Annotated in this window: 16 protein-coding genes; 15 read left to right on the plus strand and 1 reads right to left on the minus strand. The window is 39.1% G+C overall.

Features of this window, described 5'->3' with window-relative positions:
• The 14 genes from dnaA (at nucleotide 1) to IGJ87_RS00070 (ending at nucleotide 17,974) form a co-directional block, all read left to right on the plus strand.
• Nucleotides 1–1,335, plus strand: coding sequence for a chromosomal replication initiator protein DnaA (gene dnaA / locus IGJ87_RS00005; RefSeq protein WP_002288360.1), 1,335 nt, complete (start codon nucleotides 1–3; stop codon nucleotides 1,333–1,335).
• A gap of 197 nt (nucleotides 1,336–1,532) precedes the next feature.
• Entirely contained in the window at nucleotides 1,533–2,663 is a 1,131-nt protein-coding gene (gene dnaN / locus IGJ87_RS00010; protein WP_002288361.1) for a DNA polymerase III subunit beta, read from the plus strand.
• A 228-nt stretch (nucleotides 2,664–2,891) separates the two neighbouring features.
• A complete protein-coding gene (yaaA, locus tag IGJ87_RS00015; protein ID WP_002295251.1) occupies nucleotides 2,892–3,134 on the plus strand; it encodes a S4 domain-containing protein YaaA in 243 nt (80 codons plus the stop codon).
• On the plus strand, nucleotides 3,121–4,245 hold the full coding sequence (recF, locus tag IGJ87_RS00020) for a DNA replication/repair protein RecF (RefSeq protein ID WP_002301794.1): 1,125 nt from the start codon (nucleotides 3,121–3,123) through the stop codon (nucleotides 4,243–4,245). Before yaaA ends, recF begins: the two co-directional genes overlap by 14 nt.
• Entirely contained in the window at nucleotides 4,242–6,188 is a 1,947-nt protein-coding gene (gene gyrB / locus IGJ87_RS00025; RefSeq protein ID WP_002288364.1) for a DNA topoisomerase (ATP-hydrolyzing) subunit B, read from the plus strand. The genes recF and gyrB overlap by 4 nt, the downstream gene beginning before the upstream one ends.
• Nucleotides 6,189–6,207: 19 nt before the next feature.
• The gene (gene gyrA, locus IGJ87_RS00030) at nucleotides 6,208–8,679 is read left to right on the plus strand and encodes a DNA gyrase subunit A (RefSeq protein WP_002325156.1); all 2,472 of its coding nucleotides are present in this window, start codon (nucleotides 6,208–6,210) and stop codon (nucleotides 8,677–8,679) included.
• A 235-nt stretch (nucleotides 8,680–8,914) separates the two neighbouring features.
• On the plus strand, nucleotides 8,915–9,214 hold the full coding sequence (rpsF, locus tag IGJ87_RS00035) for a 30S ribosomal protein S6 (RefSeq protein WP_002288366.1): 300 nt from the start codon (nucleotides 8,915–8,917) through the stop codon (nucleotides 9,212–9,214).
• Nucleotides 9,215–9,263: 49 nt separating this feature from the next.
• Nucleotides 9,264–9,776: a single-stranded DNA-binding protein gene (gene ssb / locus IGJ87_RS00040; RefSeq protein ID WP_002288368.1), complete on the plus strand. Its 513-nt coding sequence runs from the start codon at nucleotides 9,264–9,266 to the stop codon at nucleotides 9,774–9,776.
• Between the two features lie 25 nt (nucleotides 9,777–9,801).
• Nucleotides 9,802–10,038 (plus strand): 30S ribosomal protein S18, encoded by a 237-nt coding sequence (gene rpsR / locus IGJ87_RS00045; RefSeq protein WP_002288370.1) that lies wholly within the window; start codon nucleotides 9,802–9,804, stop codon nucleotides 10,036–10,038.
• A 142-nt stretch (nucleotides 10,039–10,180) separates the two neighbouring features.
• Entirely contained in the window at nucleotides 10,181–12,154 is a 1,974-nt protein-coding gene (locus IGJ87_RS00050; protein WP_104889237.1) for a DHH family phosphoesterase, read from the plus strand.
• Nucleotides 12,155–12,159: 5 nt separating this feature from the next.
• Nucleotides 12,160–12,612 carry a 50S ribosomal protein L9 gene (gene rplI, locus IGJ87_RS00055; protein ID WP_002288372.1) on the plus strand — a complete coding sequence of 151 codons (453 nt, stop codon included), beginning with the start codon at nucleotides 12,160–12,162 and terminating at the stop codon, nucleotides 12,610–12,612.
• Nucleotides 12,613–12,885: 273 nt separating this feature from the next.
• On the plus strand, nucleotides 12,886–14,253 hold the full coding sequence (gene dnaB, locus IGJ87_RS00060; RefSeq protein ID WP_002288373.1) for a replicative DNA helicase: 1,368 nt from the start codon (nucleotides 12,886–12,888) through the stop codon (nucleotides 14,251–14,253).
• Between the two features lie 779 nt (nucleotides 14,254–15,032).
• Nucleotides 15,033–16,325 carry an adenylosuccinate synthase gene (locus IGJ87_RS00065; RefSeq protein ID WP_002288375.1) on the plus strand — a complete coding sequence of 431 codons (1,293 nt, stop codon included), beginning with the start codon at nucleotides 15,033–15,035 and terminating at the stop codon, nucleotides 16,323–16,325.
• Between the two features lie 785 nt (nucleotides 16,326–17,110).
• Nucleotides 17,111–17,974 carry a DegV family protein gene (locus tag IGJ87_RS00070; protein WP_002301054.1) on the plus strand — a complete coding sequence of 288 codons (864 nt, stop codon included), beginning with the start codon at nucleotides 17,111–17,113 and terminating at the stop codon, nucleotides 17,972–17,974.
• A 128-nt stretch (nucleotides 17,975–18,102) separates the two neighbouring features.
• Here the strand turns inward: IGJ87_RS00070 and IGJ87_RS00075 are convergent, their stop codons facing one another.
• Nucleotides 18,103–19,725 (minus strand): ABC-F family ATP-binding cassette domain-containing protein, encoded by a 1,623-nt coding sequence (locus IGJ87_RS00075; protein WP_002301052.1) that lies wholly within the window; start codon nucleotides 19,723–19,725, stop codon nucleotides 18,103–18,105.
• A gap of 248 nt (nucleotides 19,726–19,973) precedes the next feature.
• On the opposite strand from IGJ87_RS00075, the gene IGJ87_RS00080 reads away from it, so the two are divergent.
• Nucleotides 19,974–20,495, plus strand: a complete 522-nt coding sequence (locus tag IGJ87_RS00080; RefSeq protein WP_002328013.1) for an HdeD family acid-resistance protein — start codon at nucleotides 19,974–19,976, stop codon at nucleotides 20,493–20,495.
• The last annotated feature ends 37 nt before the right edge of the window (nucleotides 20,496–20,532 follow it).

Here is a 20,532-nt window from a genome sequence, read left to right on the forward strand (position 1 = left end):
ATGGTATCCCTCGATGCTTTATGGAATGAATTAAAAGCAACATACCAAAAGGATTTATCGCCTGCTAGCTATAATACATGGATCGAAACAGCGAACCCTCGAACCCTTGATCAAAACCAGCTCGTTGTTGAGGTTCCTAGCAAGATTCATAAAGAATATTGGGAAAAAAACCTGGCGACAAAAATCGTTGAAGTCGGTTATATGTTATCAGGAAATGAGATTATCCCTCGCTTTATTACTGGCGAAGAAGCAGAGCAAGAAGAAGTTATAGAAGAAAAAAATCCAAAAGTTGTGGCACCTAGTCCGCTAAAAAAAGCCATGCTGAACCCTAAATATACCTTTGATACGTTTGTCATTGGTAAAGGAAACCAGATGGCTCATGCAGCAGCGCTCGTTGTAGCAGAAGATCCAGGTTCTATTTATAACCCGCTCTTCTTTTATGGAGGCGTGGGACTTGGTAAGACTCACTTGATGCATGCAATTGGTCATCAAATGCTGCAAAGTCAGCCTAATGCCAAAGTAAAATATGTAAGCAGTGAAACTTTTGCTAATGATTTCATCAATTCGATCCAAAACAAAACAGCAGAAGAGTTCCGTCAAGAATATCGAAATGTTGATTTACTGCTAGTGGATGACATTCAATTTTTTGCAGAAAAAGAAGCTACGCAAGAAGAGTTTTTCCATACTTTCAATGCCTTGTACAATGAAGGGAAACAAATCGTACTAACCAGTGATCGGTTGCCAAACGAGATTCCGAAACTGCAAGAACGCCTCGTTTCTCGCTTTGCATGGGGGCTGTCTGTTGATATTACACCGCCGGATCTTGAAACAAGAACAGCGATTTTACGTAAAAAAGCGGCGGCTGAACGTCTAGAGATCCCAGATGACACACTAAGCTACATCGCAGGACAAATTGATTCTAACATTCGTGAATTAGAAGGTGCGCTTGTTCGAGTGCAAGCTTTTGCTGCGATGAATAGTGAAGATATTTCGACTAGTCTAGCTGCAGACGCACTGAAAACGTTAAAATCAGGAAAAGGACATCCTCAATTGTCAATCCTGCAGATCCAAGAAGAAGTGGCAAAGTATTATCACATCCAATTGAAAGATCTCAAAGGAAAGAAACGCGTCAAATCTATTGTTGTTCCTAGACAAATCGCTATGTATTTGGCACGTGAGCTCACAGATAATTCTTTACCGAAAATCGGAGCTGAATTCGGTGGCAAGGATCATACAACGGTTATCCATGCTCATGAAAAAATCCAGCAGCTGATGGATTCTAGTGTCAGTATGCAAAATGAAGTATCAGAAATCAAAAACTTTTTACTAAATTAATTTGTCGATTCTATCAACTGAAAATAGCATGTGGATAAAAGAAAAAAACGTTCAAAAGTTATGCACACTTTTTCCACAGCTGTTTTTTCGTTTCTCTCTTACGTTTTTTGAGTTTTCCACAGAATCAACATGCCCTATTACTTTTATTATTCTTTTTAACTAATAATAAATAAACAAACATTCAAAGGAGATACATCATGAAAGTTACTTTAAACCGAGCTAGCTTTATGCAGGAATTGCAAACTGTTCAACGAGCTATTTCAAGCAAAACCACGATCCCTATTTTGACAGGTGTAAAAATCACACTGACACAAGAAGGTTTGACTTTGACGGGGAGCAACGCTGATATATCAATTGAAACTTTTTTGTCTGTTGAAAACGAAAAAGCAAATATGCAAATCGAATCTACTGGTTCCATTGTTTTACAAGCACGTTTCTTTAGCGAAATCATTCGGAGACTTCCTGAAGAAACATTTACTTTAGAAGTTTTAGAAAATAAACAAGTAGCGATTACTTCTGGAAAAGCGAATTTTATCGTAAATGGATTAGATGCAGATAACTATCCTCATCTTCCTGTTGTCGAAAGCCATAACCAGATGAAATTACCTGTACACGTATTGACTAAACTAATCAACGAAACAGTTTTTGCTGTCTCACAACATGAGAGTCGTCCAATCTTGACAGGTGTGCATTTCATTTTATCTGATAATTCTTTATTGGCTGTAGCTACTGATTCTCACCGTCTAAGTCAACGCGTGATTCCAGTAGAACAAGCGGCTGATCATTTTGATATTGTTATTCCTGGAAAAAGTTTGATCGAATTATCTCGCTCATTAACAAATGAAGAAGAAATCGTCGAAATCAGCATTATGGAAAACCAAGTGTTGTTCAAAACAGAAACGATGTATTTCTATTCCCGTTTGCTAGAAGGAAACTATCCTGATACCAATCGTTTGATTCCTTCAAGTTTTAATACAGAGGTTGAATTTTCTGTTCCTAGCTTTTTAGCGGCGATCGAACGGGCTTCTTTACTTTCTCATGAAGGCCGTAACAACATCGTTCGTTTATCTATTCGTCCAGATGCGGTTGTTTTATACGGAAATTCGCCAGAAATCGGGAAAGTAGAAGAAAGCTTGAGTTATACAGCAAGCAGTGGCGATCCATTAGATATTTCTTTCAATCCGGATTATATGAAAGCAGCGTTGCGTGCATTTGGAGATATGAGCATCAAAGTGAAATTTATCTCTGCTATTCGTCCATTTACATTGGAACCAACGGAAGATGGCGTTCAATTTATTCAGCTGATTACTCCTGTACGTACAAATTAACGATGATTTTCATTGTTCTTGAAAATTTAATTGAAAAGAAATAGAAAAAATAAAATTTTAAACAGAAGGCCCTAAAATCTCTTTTAAGGCTTTCTGTTTATTTTTGTTTAAATCACCTTTTTTAGATTAAATCGTCTTATATGGAAAAATATATGGATAAATTTGTTTTATTGCGAAAAAAAAGGTATAATAGAGTATACTTTTAATAATGAAAATGAGGGATGGGCATTGAAACAACAAGTCATTCTAAATACGGAATTCATGACGTTGGGCCAAATGTTGAAAGAAGTCACAGTTATCGGTAGTGGCGGACAAGCAAAATGGTATTTGGCAGAAAACACTGTGTTAGTCGATGGCGAACCAGAAAATCGTCGTGGACGCAAACTTTATCCCGGCATGATGGTTGAAGTTCCAGAAGTAGGAACTTTTTTTATGGTAAAAAAAGGAAACGACGATAATGAGGCTGAATAAGCTGTATTTAAAAAATTATCGAAATTACGAAGAGCTGAACATCGAATTTTCCAAGAACCTCGTCATCTTTTTAGGAGAAAATGCGCAAGGAAAAACGAATCTTTTGGAAAGTATCTACGTATTAGCTATGACGCGAAGTCATCGGACAAGTAGTGAGCAGGAATTGATTGGCTGGACTGACGATCAGGCGATGATTCAAGGAGAGATCACAAAAGGTTCATCCACTCTTCCATTAGAAATCTTATTATCTAAAAAAGGCCGAAAAACCAAGATCAACCATATCGAACAAAAAAAGTTAAGTACTTACGTGGGACAAATGAATGTCATTTTATTTGCACCAGAAGATCTTTCTTTAGTAAAAGGCAGCCCGCAGATCAGGCGGAAATTTTTAGATATGGAATTAGGCCAGATCAATCCAATCTATCTTTATGATCTTGTCCAATACCAAGCAATTTTGAAACAAAGAAACCAGTATTTAAAGCAATTGAATGAAAAAAAACAAACTGATTTGCTTTATTTGGATATTTTGTCCGAACAACTAGCAGCGTTTGGCAGCAAAGTATTGAAAGCAAGAGCACAGTTCGTCAAGCGATTGGAGTTTTGGGCTAATTCTTTGCATCAGCAAATCACCCATCAAAAAGAGCAGCTGGAAATCGAGTATCTCACCGCAGTCGATTCTTTAGAAACACATACGCAAGAGCAAATCCAAGAACAATTTCTCGCACTTTTGAACCAAAATAAAAAGAAAGACCTTTTTCGGGGAACAACGACAGTTGGTCCTCATCGTGACGATCTTTCCTTTTTTATTAATCAGAAAAATGTGCAGACTTATGGATCGCAAGGACAGCAAAGAACAACTGCACTAAGTGTCAAATTAGCAGAAATCGATTTGATTAAAGAAGAGACGGGGGAATATCCAATCCTTTTGTTAGATGATGTGATGAGCGAGCTGGATGATAGTCGTCAACTCCATCTGCTAGAAACAATCGAAGGAAAAGTTCAAACGTTCTTAACAACAACGACACTTGACCATGTAAAAAATAAAATGACTGTTGAACCTGAGATTTTTTATGTTCAACAAGGGAAACTAAAAGGAGAAGAAACTGAATGACAGAAGAAAGAAGTTTAGTAGAACGCGCTAAAGAGTATGATGCCAGTCAGATTCAAGTACTTGAAGGACTTGAAGCCGTTCGTAAACGACCTGGCATGTATATCGGTTCGACTAGTTCTGAGGGTCTGCATCACCTTGTTTGGGAAATTGTCGATAATTCGATCGATGAAGTATTAGCAGGTTTTGCAACGAAAATCCATGTGATTATTGAAAAAGACAACAGTATCACCGTTATTGACGACGGTCGGGGGATACCTGTAGATATCCAGGCAAAAACTGGACGTCCTGCAGTTGAAACGGTCTTTACTGTTTTACATGCTGGAGGAAAATTCGGCGGTGGTGGGTACAAAGTTTCTGGTGGACTTCACGGAGTAGGATCTTCTGTTGTTAACGCGCTTTCTACACAGCTTGATGTCAAAGTATACAAAGAAGGAAATGTGTACTATCAAGAATATCGTCGTGGAGCTGTAGTGGACGACTTAAAGATTATCGAACAAACGGATCGCCATGGAACAACGGTTCACTTTACGCCAGACCCTGAAATTTTTACAGAGACAACTGAGTTTGATTTTTCAAAATTGGCTACCCGGATCCGTGAACTTGCTTTCTTGAACCGCGGGATGCGTATATCGATTGAAGACAAACGAGAAGAAGAACCAGTCATCAATGAATACCATTATGACGGCGGGATTAAAAGTTATGTCGAATACTTGAATGCAAACAAAACCGTGATTTTTCCAGAACCTGTATATTTGGAAGGTGAACAGCAAGATATCGCAGTTGAAGTCTCTATGCAATATACAGACGGCTACCATTCCAATATCATGAGTTTTGCCAACAATATCCATACGTATGAAGGCGGAACACATGAATCAGGATTCAAGACTGCTTTAACTCGTGTGATAAATGATTATGCCCGAAAACAAAAGCTGATGAAAGAAAATGACGACAACTTGACCGGTGAAGACGTGCGAGAAGGATTGACAGCTGTTATTTCTATCAAGCATCCTGACCCTCAATTCGAAGGACAAACAAAAACAAAATTGGGCAATTCCGAAGTACGGACAGTCACTGATCGGTTATTTAGCGAACATTTCATGAAATTCTTGCTGGAAAACCCAAGTGTGGGCCGTCAAATTGTTGAAAAAGGATTACTAGCTTCCAGAGCTCGTCTAGCAGCGAAACGTGCGCGTGAAGTAACGAGACGTAAAGGTGCTTTAGAGATTAGTAATCTGCCAGGAAAATTAGCGGACTGCTCTAGCAACGATCCTGAAAAATGCGAATTGTTCATCGTCGAAGGAGATTCGGCCGGCGGATCAGCTAAGCAAGGTCGTAATCGAGAGTTTCAAGCCATCTTGCCTATTCGTGGGAAAATCTTGAATGTTGAAAAAGCAAGCATGGACAAGATCTTGGCAAATGAAGAGATCCGGTCTTTATTTACTGCTATGGGTACAGGGTTTGGAGAAGATTTTGATGTATCGAAAGCTCGCTACCACAAATTAGTTATCATGACTGATGCCGATGTCGACGGCGCGCATATCCGTACATTGCTGCTGACTCTTTTTTATCGTTACATGCGTCCTATTGTTGAAGCTGGATACGTCTATATTGCTCAGCCACCTTTATACGGGGTAAAACAAGGGAAGAATATTACGTATGTACAACCAGGAAAAAATGCAGAAGAAGAGTTGAAACAAGTCGTTGCTTCACTTCCTGCCTCACCAAAACCAAGCGTTCAGCGTTATAAAGGACTTGGAGAAATGGATGATCATCAACTATGGGAAACAACTATGGACCCAAGCAATCGGATGATGGCCCGCGTCAGTGTGGACGATGCTATTGCAGCAGATCAGATATTTGAAATGTTGATGGGGGATCGAGTAGAACCCCGTCGTGCATTCATCGAGGAAAATGCACACTATGTGAAGAACTTAGATATTTAATCATGAAGGAGGAAAAAGAATGAGTGAAGAAATCAGAGAAAACATCCATGATGTCAATCTAACCAGCGAAATGAAAGACTCCTTCATCGATTATGCGATGAGTGTTATTGTCGCACGTGCACTTCCTGATGTCAGAGATGGTCTGAAACCCGTTCATCGCCGTATTTTATACGGCATGAACGAATTAGGTGTAACACCGGATAAAGCCCATAAAAAATCTGCCAGAATCGTCGGAGATGTCATGGGTAAATACCATCCTCATGGAGACAGTGCGATCTATGAGTCAATGGTACGGATGGCACAGCCATTCAGCTACCGTTATATGCTAGTGGATGGTCATGGAAACTTTGGTTCTGTTGACGGTGACGGTGCCGCCGCTATGCGTTATACCGAAGCACGGATGAGCAAAATCGCTACAGAAATGCTGCGTGATATCAATAAGAACACTGTTGATTTCCAAAGCAACTATGATGATACAGAAAAAGAACCAGTTGTACTACCTGCTCGCTTCCCGAATCTTTTAGTGAACGGAACAACGGGGATCGCCGTAGGTATGGCCACGAATATCCCACCTCATAACTTGTCTGAGGTAGTAGCGGCTATCGATTTGCTGATGGATAATCCTGATGTGACGACCAATGAATTGATGGAAGTATTACCTGGACCAGATTTTCCAACAGGTGGTTTGGTTATGGGAAAATCAGGAATCCGAAGAGCGTATGAAACAGGTAAGGGTTCTATTACCGTACGTGCAAAAGTTGAGATTACTGAGATGCCAAATGGTAAAGAACGGATCATCGTGACAGAATTGCCTTATATGGTCAATAAAGCAAAATTGATCGAACGGATTTCTGAACTGCACAGAGACAAGCGTATCGAAGGGATCACAGATTTGCGGGACGAATCTTCCCGTGAAGGTATGCGGATCGTCATTGACATCCGTCGTGACGCCAGCGCATCTGTTATCTTGAATAACTTATATAAATTGACATCCTTGCAAAATTCATTTGGATTCAATATGTTGGCGATCGAAAAAGGTGTGCCGAAAGTTTTGAGCTTGAAACAAATTCTTGAAAACTATATCGAACATCAGCGCGAAGTCATCACAAGACGGACAGTCTTTGAAAAAGAAAAAGCAGAAGCAAGGGCACACATTTTAGAAGGTTTGCGTATTGCTTTGGATCATATCGATGAAATCATTGCGATTATCCGCGGGTCTAAATCAGATGACGAAGCAAAAGCGACGATGATCGAACGGTTCGATTTATCCGATCGCCAGTCTCAAGCTATTTTAGATATGCGTTTACGCCGATTGACCGGTTTGGAACGGGAAAAAATCGAAAATGAATACCAAGAACTCTTAAAACTGATTGAAGATTTAACTGACATTCTGGCAAGACCAGAACGTGTTACAGAAATCATCAAGAATGAATTAGCAGACTTGAATCAACGATTTGGTGATAAACGACGCACAGAATTACTAGTCGGTGAGGTCTTAAGTCTGGAAGATGAAGATTTAATCGAAGAAGAAGAAATCGTTATTACATTGACAAACAATGGTTACATCAAACGTTTGGCAAATAATGAATTCAGAGCTCAACGAAGGGGTGGACGTGGTGTCCAAGGAATGGGTATCCACAATGACGACTTCGTCAAAAATCTGGTTTCTTGTTCTACCCATGATACATTGTTATTCTTTACGAATAACGGAAAAGTGTATCGGGCAAAAGGATACGAAATTCCAGAATACGGGCGCACAGCCAAAGGAATACCAATTATCAATTTACTAGGTATCGATTCGAGTGAAAGCATCCAGGCAATCATTGCGGTGACGGGAGAAGCAGAAGAAGGCCACTATCTCTTCTTTACGACGCGTCAAGGTACAGTAAAACGTACTTCTGTCACTGCTTTTGCTAACATCCGAAGTAATGGTCTGATCGCAATTGGTTTGAAAGAAGACGATGAGCTCGTCAATGTGCTACTGACAGATGGTCAATCTAATATCATTATTGGAACACATAACGGCTACTCTGTCACTTTCAAAGAAGAAGCAGTCCGCGATATGGGACGTACAGCTTCCGGGGTTAGAGGAATACGCCTGCGTGAGGAAGATTATGTCGTTGGGGCAGCCTTAATGAAGGAAGATCAAGAAGTATTAGTGATCACAGAAAAAGGTTACGGAAAACGGACAAAAGTATCGGAATATCCAGTGAAAGGCCGCGGAGGTAAAGGGATCAAAACGGCGAACATCACTGAAAAAAATGGTCCACTAGCTGGATTGACCACTGTTTCTGGAGATGAAGACATCATGCTGATTACAGATAAAGGTGTCATTATCCGTTTCAACGTATCGACTGTTTCTCAAACTGGACGTTCAACATTAGGCGTACGTTTGATGAAGATGGAAGCTGATACGAAAGTTGTCACGATGGCAGCAGTCGAACCAGAAGCTGCAGAACAAACAGTTGAAGAACAAGGATCAGAAGAATAGCCATCAAGACTAATTGTGTAAGCTAGCAAGAATGACCGATTAAAAAATCTGGTTATTCCTGCTGGCTTTTTTGATTAGTTGAATTTCTCTTAAAATATTCGAAACTGTTCATTCTGTATTGCTTTTGACCAAAATAGAGTGTATAATCAGAGCTTGTGAGTAGTCTAATTAATTAGATAACTCTCCTTGCTCTTAGGAACCTAAGAGCCGAAAGTCCACAGGGAGGTGAATATCAATGGAAAACACGAAATATGAAATCATGTACATTATTCGTCCAAACATTGATGAAGAAGCAAAAACTGCTTTAATCGAACGTTTCGATGCAATCTTGAAAGATAACGGAGCAGAAGTTATCGAATCAAAAGATTGGGAAAAACGCCGTTTCGCTTATGAAATGAACGGTTACCGTGAAGGTATCTATCACATCGTTAAAGTATCTTCTCCATCATCAGCAAATGCTGTCAATGAATTTGACCGTCTTGCTAAAATCAACGACGATATCATTCGTCACATGATTGTTAAAGAAGAAGCTTAATTGTTGTTTCATGTGAAACAATAGAAAACGATGAGAGGAGATGACTATTTTGATTAATAATGTTGTATTAGTTGGACGTCTGACGAAAGATCCAGATTTGCGTTACACAGCAAGTGGTACGGCAGTCGCAACATTTACTTTGGCTGTGAATCGTAATTTTACAAACCAAAGCGGCAATCGCGAGGCTGATTTTATCAACTGTGTGATTTGGCGCAAATCAGCAGAAACTTTAGCAAACTATGCTCGTAAAGGAACACTTTTAGGTGTTACTGGACGTATCCAAACTCGTTCTTATGATAATCAGCAAGGACAACGTGTATACGTGACAGAAGTAGTAGCTGACAACTTCCAATTGCTGGAAAGTCGTTCTGCATCTGAAAATCGCCAACAAAGCGGCGGATTCCAAAGTTCTGGTCAATCAGCTGGCGGATTTGGCGGAAACAATAACTCTAATCAAACATCTCAATCATCCAACGGTATGCCTGATTTCGACCGTGATACTTCTGACCCATTCGGCTCAAGTTCAACGATCGACATTTCAGACGATGATTTACCATTCTAAACGAATTTGATAGGAGGGAAATAGAATGGCACAACAAAGAAGAGGCGGACGTAAACGTCGTAAAGTAGACTACATTGCTGCTAACCATATTGAATATATCGATTATAAAGATATCGAATTACTAAAAAGATTTATTTCAGAACGCGGTAAAATCTTGCCACGTCGTGTAACTGGTACAGGCGCTAAAAACCAACGTAAAATTACTGTTGCAATCAAACGCGCTCGTATCATGGGCTTGCTACCTTTCGTTAGCGAAGACTAATAAATCCTAGGAATTGAATGACTGATCCTTTTGATCAGCTATTCAATTCCTTTTTTTCTGTAAAAATAACCTCTATTCGTTTAGTCGCTCGAATGACGAAAGTTATGGTAAAATCAAATTAGTCATATATGGGAGGAAAATTATGGAAAATAAAAACAATCATTTATCCCCGAAACCTCTCTTCCTTATCCTGTTTATATTAATCGAAGTATTGGTAGTCTTAATTTTACCATTTCGTTTTGTTAGCGCTTCGGTCATTCTATTGATGAATTTATGGGGTGTTCGCTATTGGTTGAAAATGAAACGTTGGCTTATTTTAAATAAACGTGAAAAAATCCAGCAGGCTTCGACTGTAGCTGAAACCAATCTAGCTTATGTCTCAGAAGTCATGCCTGTAGGAGTGATTGCTTATCAGCCATCAAGCCAAAAAATCGAATGGCTCAATCCATTAGCATTGAAAATCAAAGATCAAAGTGGATTAACAGAGGAAGAATTGCTAGATACTTTTTTTACTGCAAAAGAAAAAAAGAAAAACCAAGTCTATCTAGCAGATAAAACATTTCAGTTTGATATGGATACAGTAAAGGGTGTTGTTTATTTTAATGATATTACCCAAAACCAGTTGTTAAAACTCCATCAGACGAACAGTCAGCCGGTGATTGGTATTTTATCTATTGATAACTATGCAGATGCCATTGATAAATTGGATGACAAAGAGATTTCTTATTTGAACTCTTTCGTCACTACACTAGTTTCTGACTGGATGAATGAATACCATGTCTTTTTCAAAAGAATCAACGCAGAACGGTTTTTCTTCGTAGCACAGATGATCGATCTGAAAAAGATGATGGATAAAAAATTTGATTTGCTGGATCGCTTTCGAGCAGAAGCTGAAAAACAGAGCTCGCCTATCACCCTTAGTATGGGGATTGCTTATGGCTCAAGAACCCTCGATGAAATCGGTGGAGAAGCTCAGAATAATTTAGATGTTGCTTTAGTCCGTGGAGGCGACCAAGTTGTCGTGAAAGAGGTAAAAGAAGGAGCAAAACCTGTTTATTATGGGGGGAAATCTGCTAAGAATGTCAAACGCACGCGTGTTCGTTCTCGAGCGATGAGTACCGCTTTGCGTCGGATTTTTGATGAAACAGGCGATGTGTTTATCATGGGGCACAAGTTTCCGGATATGGATGCTTTAGGCTCTGCTTTTGGTGTCAGTTGTCTGGCACGCTTCAACCAGAAAAAAGCTTACATCGTTATCAACGAGAACGAGATCATTCCAGATGTAGAACGGTGTCTTGAAGAAATCCATAAGCATCCTGAATTAGAAATGCAACTAATCTCTCCAGAACGTGCCATAGAGCTGAAAAAAGAAGAGGACCTCCTCGTGATGGTGGATTACCATAAACCTTCTCTATCGATCTCTCAGGGCCTATATGAGCAATTTGATAAGATTGTGATCATTGATCACCATCGTCGTGGGGAAGAGTTTCCAAGTAAACCTCTGCTGACTTATATCGAATCTTCAGCTTCTTCAGCTTCAGAGCTAGTTTCTGAGCTGATCCAATACCAAAGCAGCAAAACAAATCGCTTAGATCGTTTTGAGGCCACATTATTGCTTGCAGGGATGGTTGTAGATACAAATAGTTTCAATGTCCGTACAACTGCACGAACTTTTGACGTTGCCAGCTATTTAAGGTCTTGTGGAGCAGACGCATCCTTAGTACAATATTTATTGAGCTCGGATTTAGCGACATACTTGGAGATCAGCAATTTGATTGCTGGAAGCGACTATGTGACTTCTGATATTGTTGTGGCGGCAGGGACAGACGAAAAAGAGTATAATAGTGTTATAGCAGCAAAAACAGCAGATACATTGCTTTCGATGATCAATATCAATGCAGCTTTCGTCATTACAAAGCGGACAGACGGCTTGATTGGGATCAGTGCCAGAAGTACCGGCATGATCAACGTCCAAATCATCATGGAATCCTTAGGTGGCGGAGGACACTTCACAAACGCAGCTACTCAACTGGAAAATACGACAGTTGAGGAAACAAAACAGAAGCTATTTGCTGCAATCAAAGAAAATATGAATCAAATATATGATAAGGAGTAATCCAAATGAAAGTAATTTTTTTACAAGATGTAAAAGGAAAAGGTAAAAAAGGGGACATCAAAGAAGTTCCAGCAGGTTATGCACAAAATTATCTAATCAAAAATAACTTGGCAAAAGAAGCAACGAAAAGCAGTATCAGTCAGTTAGCAGGACAAAAGAAAGCACAAGAAAAACACGAAGCTGAAATCTTGGAAGAAGCTAAAAAGTTAAAAGAATTCTTGGAAAAAGAAGATACTGTAGTCGAATTGAAGGCGAAAGCAGGGGAAGACAGCCGTTTGTTTGGTTCGATCCCTTCAAAACAAATTGCTGAAGGGTTAAACAAACAATACAAAATCAAATTAGATAAACGAAAAATCGAATTAGAAAATCCGATCCGTTCACTAGGCTACACAAACGTACCTGTTAAGCTTCATCATGAGGTGACGGCTACGATCAAAGTTCATGTCGTACAAGAATAACAAATCTTGATAGCGATGTTCAGCTGGTAAGTATAACCAGAAGGAAAAAAGAAAAACCGAAATTTATCTGAGAAAACAGCTGCAGCAATGAAAGCAAAAGCTGCAAATCGATTTCAGATTGATTTCGGTTTCTTTTTTGGGAACAGCAAAATAGCATAAAGAAAACGAGTATAATAAAAGAGAACTATTTTTTTATTACACTTTCGGTACGAATGATGACTTTTCTCTCATTTTCTTGTAAAATGAAGCAATTGAAGACAAGGAGCGATACGTATGAATGAAGTGTGGCAGGATCGAATCCCACCGCAAAATATTGAAGCTGAACAAGCGGTTTTAGGCTCTGTTTTTCTTGACGCAGAAACGATCATTGATGCCATGGAGTACATAGAGCCAAAAGACTTTTATCGTCGTGGCCATCAAATTATTTTTGAGACAATGATCGAGTTAAATGATCGTAATGAAGCGATTGACGTGGTTACTGTCAAAGACCGGCTGGAACAAGCCAATTTGTTAGAAGATGCCGGTGGTTTAAGTTATCTCTCAGACTTGGCATTAGCAGTTCCGACAGCAGCAAATATCGTCTACTATGCGAAAATCGTTGAAGAAAAATCATTGCTGCGTACATTGATCCAGACAGCAACAGGAATCGTTACGAAAGGATTCGAGCAAGGAGAAGAAGTTCAAACAATTTTAGATGATGCCGAACGCAGTATCTTGGAGGTTTCGGAAAAAAGAAATCGAAGCGGCTTTTTATCTATTGCTGAAGTACTGAACTCCACGATTGAAAATATCGATCGACTAGCTCAAAACAATGAAGAAATCACAGGTCTACCAACTGGCTATCAAGGTCTGGATAAAATGACAGCAGGTTTCCAGCCCGAAGAACTAATCATTCTGGCTGCTCGTCCTGCGGTAGGTAAAACAGCGTTCGCATTGAATATTGCTCAAAATGTAGGAACCAAAACAGATCGTTCTGTTGCGATATTCAGTCTGGAAATGGGGGCAGAATCTCTTGTAAATCGGATGCTTTGTGCAGAAGGTTCGATTGAGGCCAGCCATTTACGTACAGGTCAGCTTTCGGAAGAAGAATGGTCGAATCTGATCGTTGCGATGGGGAGTCTTTCTCGAGCAAATATTTTTATCGATGATACACCAGGGATCAAAATCTCTGAAATCCGTGCGAAATGTCGGAAACTAGCGCAAGAAAAAGGCAATCTAGGTTTGATATTGATCGATTATTTGCAGTTGATTGAAGGTAACGGTAAAGAGAACCGTCAACAAGAAGTATCAGATATCTCTCGCCAACTGAAAAAACTGGCGAAAGAGCTGAAAGTACCTGTCATTGCTCTTTCACAGTTATCTCGTGGAGTAGAACAGCGACAAGACAAACGACCAGTGCTAAGTGATATTCGTGAATCCGGATCAATTGAACAAGATGCGGACATCGTAGCCTTCTTGTATCGAGATGATTATTATGAAAGAGAAGGCGGAGATGACGATGATGGAAACGAGCCAAAAAATGACAACGTCATCGAAGTCATCATCGAGAAGAACCGAAGCGGTGCACGAGGAACAGTTGAACTACTGTTTATCAAAGAATACAATAAATTTTCGTCGCTTTCGCCAAGAGAAGAATTTTAAAGAAGAGGTTGTGAGCCTTGAGCAATGCCGAGAGCACTCGTAAGAAGATGCGAGGAGTAACCGCAGGAACGACTAGAGTACTTAATTTAAACAGATCTCCAAAGGGATTGTGACAAAAGTCTTGTCACAGTCCCTTTTTCCGAATAAACGGTGTTCAATCAGCTGACCCTTGGTATTAGCTCAGCAAACGTCAAAATATGAGGAACTATTTTGACGTTTGTTTCTCTAATACTCAGGTCAAAACGCTGATCTTACGACCTCTTTTCCTTAAACGGTGTTCTCCTGCCAACTCCTCGGTCACAAGTCACAATATCATCAAACATGAGAAGCAGTTTTTTGAAATTGCTCCTTGTGACTCAGAGTTAAACGGCAGGCTCACAACCTCTTTCTTAAACGGTGTTCAAAAGCTTGCATCTGCGGTAATACGCCCAATCAAACGAAAAATATGAGAAGCTATTTTTGTTTGGCTGTTCTTATTACTTGATGCAGGACAGCTTTTTCACAACCTCTGATTCACGGTGTTCCAAAAGTAGCTTCTTCGAAAAGTAAGTCGGAATTTCACAAAAATTTGAGAAGCAATTTTCGTACATTCCTTCTTATTTCTTGAAGCTGACCACTTCTGTTACAACCTCTTTTTTAATAACCATTCTAAAAAGATAAAGTTCGTTTTTTAAGCGTTTTTATAAAATAAAAATAAAAATCATTCGATTTTATTTGAAATATGTATCTATTATTGATACAATGGTTCAGGATTAAATAATATAGAACGAGGTGTTCACATGTCATCTGTAGTAGTAGTAGGTACGCAATGGGGCGATGAAGGGAAAGGAAAAATCACAGACTTTCTCAGTGAAAATGCTGAAGTGATTGCACGGTACCAAGGTGGCGACAATGCAGGGCACACAATTAAGTTTAACGGTGTGACTTATAAACTGCATTTGATTCCTTCTGGGATTTTTTATAAAGATAAGATCAGTGTGATCGGAAACGGCGTTGTAGTCAATCCTAAATCATTGGTTAAAGAATTAGCTTATTTACATGAAAAAGGTGTAGAAACAAGTAATTTGCGTATTTCTGACCGCGCGCACGTAATCTTGCCTTATCATATCAAATTGGACCAATTACAAGAAGATGCTAAGGGCGAAAATAAGATTGGTACAACGATTAAAGGAATCGGACCTGCCTATATGGATAAAGCAGCTCGTGTAGGTATCCGTATTGCAGACTTATTAGATAAAGAAATTTTTGAAGAACGTCTTCGTTTGAATCTAGATGACAAAAACCGTCAATTTGTAAAAATGTTTGATTCAGAACCACTTGATTTTGACGATATTTTTGAAGAATATTATGAATACGGACAACAAATCAAACAATACGTCACAGATACTTCCGTTATCTTGAATGATGCCTTGGATGCAGGCAAACGCGTGTTGTTTGAAGGCGCACAAGGTGTAATGCTGGATATCGACCAGGGAACTTATCCTTTTGTTACTTCTTCTAACCCAGTAGCCGGTGGGGTAACAATCGGAAGCGGTGTAGGGCCTTCAAAAATCAATAAAGTTGTCGGCGTCTGCAAAGCCTATACGTCACGTGTCGGTGATGGACCATTTCCAACTGAATTATTTGATGAAACAGGAGAACAAATCCGCGAAGTAGGACGAGAATACGGTACGACAACTGGTCGTCCGCGTCGTGTCGGCTGGTTTGATTCTGTAGTTATGCGCCATTCTAAACGAGTTTCAGGTATTACCAACCTATCTTTAAACTCGATCGATGTATTAAGTGGATTGGAAACAGTAAAAATTTGTACGGCTTATGAATTAGATGGGGAACTAATCTACCATTATCCAGCAAGCTTGAAAGAGTTGAACCGCTGCAAACCAATCTATGAAGAATTGCCAGGCTGGTCAGAAGACATTACAGGATGCAAAACACTTGCAGAACTGCCAGAAAACGCACGTAACTATGTACGTCGTATCTCAGAGCTTGTTGGTGTACGTATCTCAACATTTTCTGTCGGACCTGATAGAACACAAACAAACATCTTAGAAAGCGTCTGGGCGCAAATCTAAGGATAAAAACGACGACTGAATCAGGACGTTCTTACCAGAGCGAGTCGAAGTGTTTATCTATACGATAATAATAACTTGAAGAGGTAGTGAAAGAGACGTTTAGCCTTATTGCCGATAGGCTGTCTCTTGAACACTGTTTATTCAGAATAAGGGACTGTGACAAAAACCGTGTCACAGTCCCTTTTTTCGAACAAACGGTGTTCAAAAGCTTGCATCTACGGCACTAAGCCCAATCAGATGAAAAATATGGAGTGCTATTTTTATCTGATTGTTTTTACTGCTTGATGCAGAGCAGCTTTTTCACAACCTCTCCACTAAACGGTGTTCTCCTGCCAACTCCTCGGTCACAAGTCACAATATTCAACAAACATGAGAAGCTGTTTTTTGAAATTGTTCCTTGTGACTCGGAGCTAAACGGCAGGCTCACAACCTCTTGGTAAACGGTGTTCAATCAGCTGACCCTCGGTATTAGCTCAAAAAACGGCAAAATATGAGGAACTATTTTGCCGTTTGTTTCTCTAATACTCAGGTCAAAACGCTGATTTCACAACCTCTGATTCACGGTGTTCCAGAAGTAGCTTCTACGGAAATAAGCCGAAATTTCACAAAAATTTGAGAAGCAATTTTCGTAAATTCCTTCTTATTTCTTGAAGCTGACCACTTCTGTCACAACCTCTTATTTTGATTAGAACTTGCGAAAATAAACCGGTTAAAGTGTGTCTAGCGCAAGAGATTTGCTATAATAGACGATAAGGGTAAAATGTAACGAGAAGGGGTTGAAAAATGTGTATCAAATTGTAACAGATTCTTGTTGTGATCTGCCATACCATGTATTAGCAAAAGAAAAAGTTGATTTTTTATCAATGAATCTCCAATTGAATGATCAAGAGTTAGTAGATGACCTCGGAAAGACATTCAATTATGACCGCTACATGAATCAGCTGAAAAATGGTGCGATGCCTACGACATCACAAATCAATGTTGGCCGATATTTAGAATTTTTCCGTTCTTATGCGGAAAAACAGATTCCTGTTTTATATGTGGCTTTTTCCAGTGGATTAAGCGGCTCTTACAGTAGTGCGCTTCAAGCGGTTGAATTGCTGAAGGAAGAATATGAAGACCCTGAGATCTATGTTTTTGATACAAAAGCTGCAAGTATTGGGGAAGGGCTTTTAGTATTGGAAGCTGTAAGATTGAAAAAAGAAGGTAAAAGCATCGAAGAAACCCTAGAGTGGCTGGAAGGTAATTATTTGAAAGTCCATTCATGGGTAACAGTAGACGATCTGAAATATCTAGAACGAGGCGGTAGGATTTCCAAAGCAAGTGCTACTCTTGGCAGTCTATTGAGTGTAAAGCCTATTATTACGGTGGATAAAGAAGGAAGGCTGACGAATGTTGACAAAGTTCGAGGAAGAAACAAGTCGATCCAGACAATCGTCAATGAGACGGTAAAAACAATCGTTGCACCACTTGATCAAATCGTTTATGTGGCTTACGCTGGGGACCTAGAGAGCGCGGAGAAGGCAAAACGGCTTTTGGAAGAACAGATAAAGATGAAAGATGTGAAACTTTATCCATTAGGCCCAACGATTGCCAGCCACACAGGCTATGGCTGTATCGCGATTTTTTCAATGGGGATCAGTCGATAAAAACAGTAACTCATTCTGTAAAAAAGCCCAGAAATTGATTGTAACAAAAACAGCGACTCTTAAAAGATAGATGAGCATCCTATCTCTTAGAGGTCGCTGTTTTTTTATTTTTTAAGCTAAATAGGCCATTATGCCCATAACTCGTTCAATTGTTTTTGAATATCTGCATTTTCCAAAAATTCATCATATGTCGTATCAGCTCGATCGATCACACCTTTATCCGAAACGGCAATGATGCGGTTTGCCAATGTTTGGATAAATTGATGGTCATGTGACGCAAATAAGATTGAGCCAGTAAATGCCATCAAGCCGTCATTCAATGCTGTGATTGATTCTAAGTCTAAATGGTTCGTTGGATCATCTAATACAAGTACGTTAGCTTTCGAAAGCATCATTTTTGAAAGCATGCAACGGACTTTCTCTCCACCAGATAAAACATTCACTGGTTTCAATACTTCTTCACCAGAAAACAACATTCTTCCTAAGAAGCTTCTTAAGAAGGTGTTATCATCTTCTTCTTTACTTGCATATTGACGCAACCAGTCTAAAATCGTTAGATCAGTATCGAATTCTTTCGTTGTATCCTTTGGTAAATAAGAATGACTTGTTGTCACACCCCAACGTACTGTTCCAGTATCTGGCGTAATTTCACCCATGATAACTTTGAATAGCGTTGTTGTTGTTATATCATTTTCTGCGACGAAAGCGACCTTGTCTTCTTTGCTCAAATTAAAAGATATATCATCTAAAATTTTCTTTCCATCAATCGTTACACTTACATTTTCTACCTGCAATAAGTCGTTTCCAATCTCACGTTCAGGTTTGAATCCAACGAATGGATAACGTCTAGAAGAAGGTTGGATATCGTCTAAAGTAATTTTTTCAAGCATTTTTTTACGTGAAGTTGCTTGTTTTGATTTTGATGCATTCGCACTAAAGCGGGCAATAAATTCTTGGAGTTCTTTGATTTGTTCTTCTTTTTTTGCATTTGCGTTTGCTTGAAGTTTAGCCGCTAGTTGACTAGATTCCAACCAAAAATCATAATTTCCTACATAAAGTTTGATTTTACCAAAATCTAGATCCGCCATATGTGTACATACTTTGTTCAAAAAGTGACGGTCATGGGATACAACGATCACAGTATTTTCAAAATTGATCAAAAATTCTTCCAGCCAATTGATCGATTGGATATCCAGACCGTTTGTTGGTTCGTCTAGCAAAAGAACATCAGGTTTACCAAATAGTGTTTGTGCTAATAACACTTTTACCTTTTGTCCACCAGTTAATTCACTCATTTGCTGATGGTGCAATTCTTCAGGGATGTTCAGACCTTGCAGTAAAACAGCTGCTTCTGGTTCAGCTTCCCATCCATTAAGCTCAGCAAATTCTCCTTCTAATTCAGCTGCTCGAATACCATCTTCGTCAGTGAAATCCTCTTTCATGTAAATCGCATCTTTTTCTTTCATCACTTCATACAGACGCTTGTGTCCCATGATGACTGTTTCAAGTACAGTATAGTCTTCATAGTCGTAATGGTTCTGTTTCAATACGGCCATCCGTTCATCTGGTCCCATAGTAACGGAACCTGTGGAAGGCTGCAGATCCCCTGATAACACTTTAAGGAACGTTGATTTACCTGCACCATTTGCACCAATCAAGCCATAGCAGTTTCCGGGGGTAAATTTAATATTCACATCATCAAATAGTTTGCGGTCTGAAAAGTGCAAACTCACATCATTTACAGTAATCAATTTTTTTCCTCACTTTTATCATTATTAGTTTTGACAAGTCTTATAGAATTATATAGGGGAAAGGTAAAAGATTCAAGGCAATCGAACATTCTTTGTGTTTCACGTGAAACAGAATGAAAAAAATAAAAATAAAAGAGGAGCGAAAATAGCTACTATAGGATTTATTAGTTTGCAAAAGCATAATTTTTGACGTTATTTATAAGAGGGAGTACTATAAAACTGTAAAAGAAATGAAAGAAGGATTGAAAATGGATGAAAAAAGAACCATCGACTGGGGCTCATTGATTTTGGGAATTTTATTTGTACTTGTCTCATTGTTATCATTTCAAGACCCTGTCGGAAATTTAGTTGCAATTGTAGTAGTCTTTGCGATTTTTGCCTTTATTAAAGGGATATTTGAACTGTTTGTACGGAACAGATTAAAAGAGCTAACAGGATATAAAGGAAAGATGCCCTTAATAATCGGGATCATCGATATTCTAGTTGGCGTCTTTTTCTTATTCAATATTGGTGCAGGAGTCGCAGCATTACCTTTTGTTTTTGCAGTATGGTTTATTGCTGATTCCGTTTTAGCGTTATTTACTGCTGATTTGGCAAGAGGAGTAAGCGAAGGATATTATTGGTTTACGGTCATCGTCAATATCTTAGGAATTTTATTAGGTATTTTCTTATTGTTTAATCCAATTTCTTCTGCGTTGACATTAAGCTTTTTAGTTGGATTCTATTTTATGTTATTTGGTATCACACATATCGTCTATGCATTTAGATAAGCAAAATCAAACAAATAAAAAAGCCGGCTTCCGATTA

It is taken from the genome of Enterococcus sp. DIV1411a (assembly GCF_050531945.1).
In the GTDB taxonomy this organism is placed as follows: domain Bacteria; phylum Bacillota; class Bacilli; order Lactobacillales; family Enterococcaceae; genus Enterococcus_B; species Enterococcus_B faecium.

Coding starts and splice junctions, on each gene's coding strand:
- dnaA (WP_002288360.1), top strand. CDS start 1: ATGGTATCCCTCGATGCTTTATGGAATGAATTAAAAGCAACATACCAA.
- dnaN (WP_002288361.1), top strand. CDS start 1,533: ATGAAAGTTACTTTAAACCGAGCTAGCTTTATGCAGGAATTGCAAACT.
- recF (WP_002301794.1), top strand. CDS start 3,121: ATGAGGCTGAATAAGCTGTATTTAAAAAATTATCGAAATTACGAAGAG.
- gyrB (WP_002288364.1), top strand. CDS start 4,242: ATGACAGAAGAAAGAAGTTTAGTAGAACGCGCTAAAGAGTATGATGCC.
- gyrA (WP_002325156.1), top strand. CDS start 6,208: ATGAGTGAAGAAATCAGAGAAAACATCCATGATGTCAATCTAACCAGC.
- rpsF (WP_002288366.1), top strand. CDS start 8,915: ATGGAAAACACGAAATATGAAATCATGTACATTATTCGTCCAAACATT.
- rpsR (WP_002288370.1), top strand. CDS start 9,802: ATGGCACAACAAAGAAGAGGCGGACGTAAACGTCGTAAAGTAGACTAC.
- IGJ87_RS00050 (WP_104889237.1), top strand. CDS start 10,181: ATGGAAAATAAAAACAATCATTTATCCCCGAAACCTCTCTTCCTTATC.
- rplI (WP_002288372.1), top strand. CDS start 12,160: ATGAAAGTAATTTTTTTACAAGATGTAAAAGGAAAAGGTAAAAAAGGG.
- dnaB (WP_002288373.1), top strand. CDS start 12,886: ATGAATGAAGTGTGGCAGGATCGAATCCCACCGCAAAATATTGAAGCT.
- IGJ87_RS00065 (WP_002288375.1), top strand. CDS start 15,033: ATGTCATCTGTAGTAGTAGTAGGTACGCAATGGGGCGATGAAGGGAAA.
- IGJ87_RS00080 (WP_002328013.1), top strand. CDS start 19,974: ATGGATGAAAAAAGAACCATCGACTGGGGCTCATTGATTTTGGGAATT.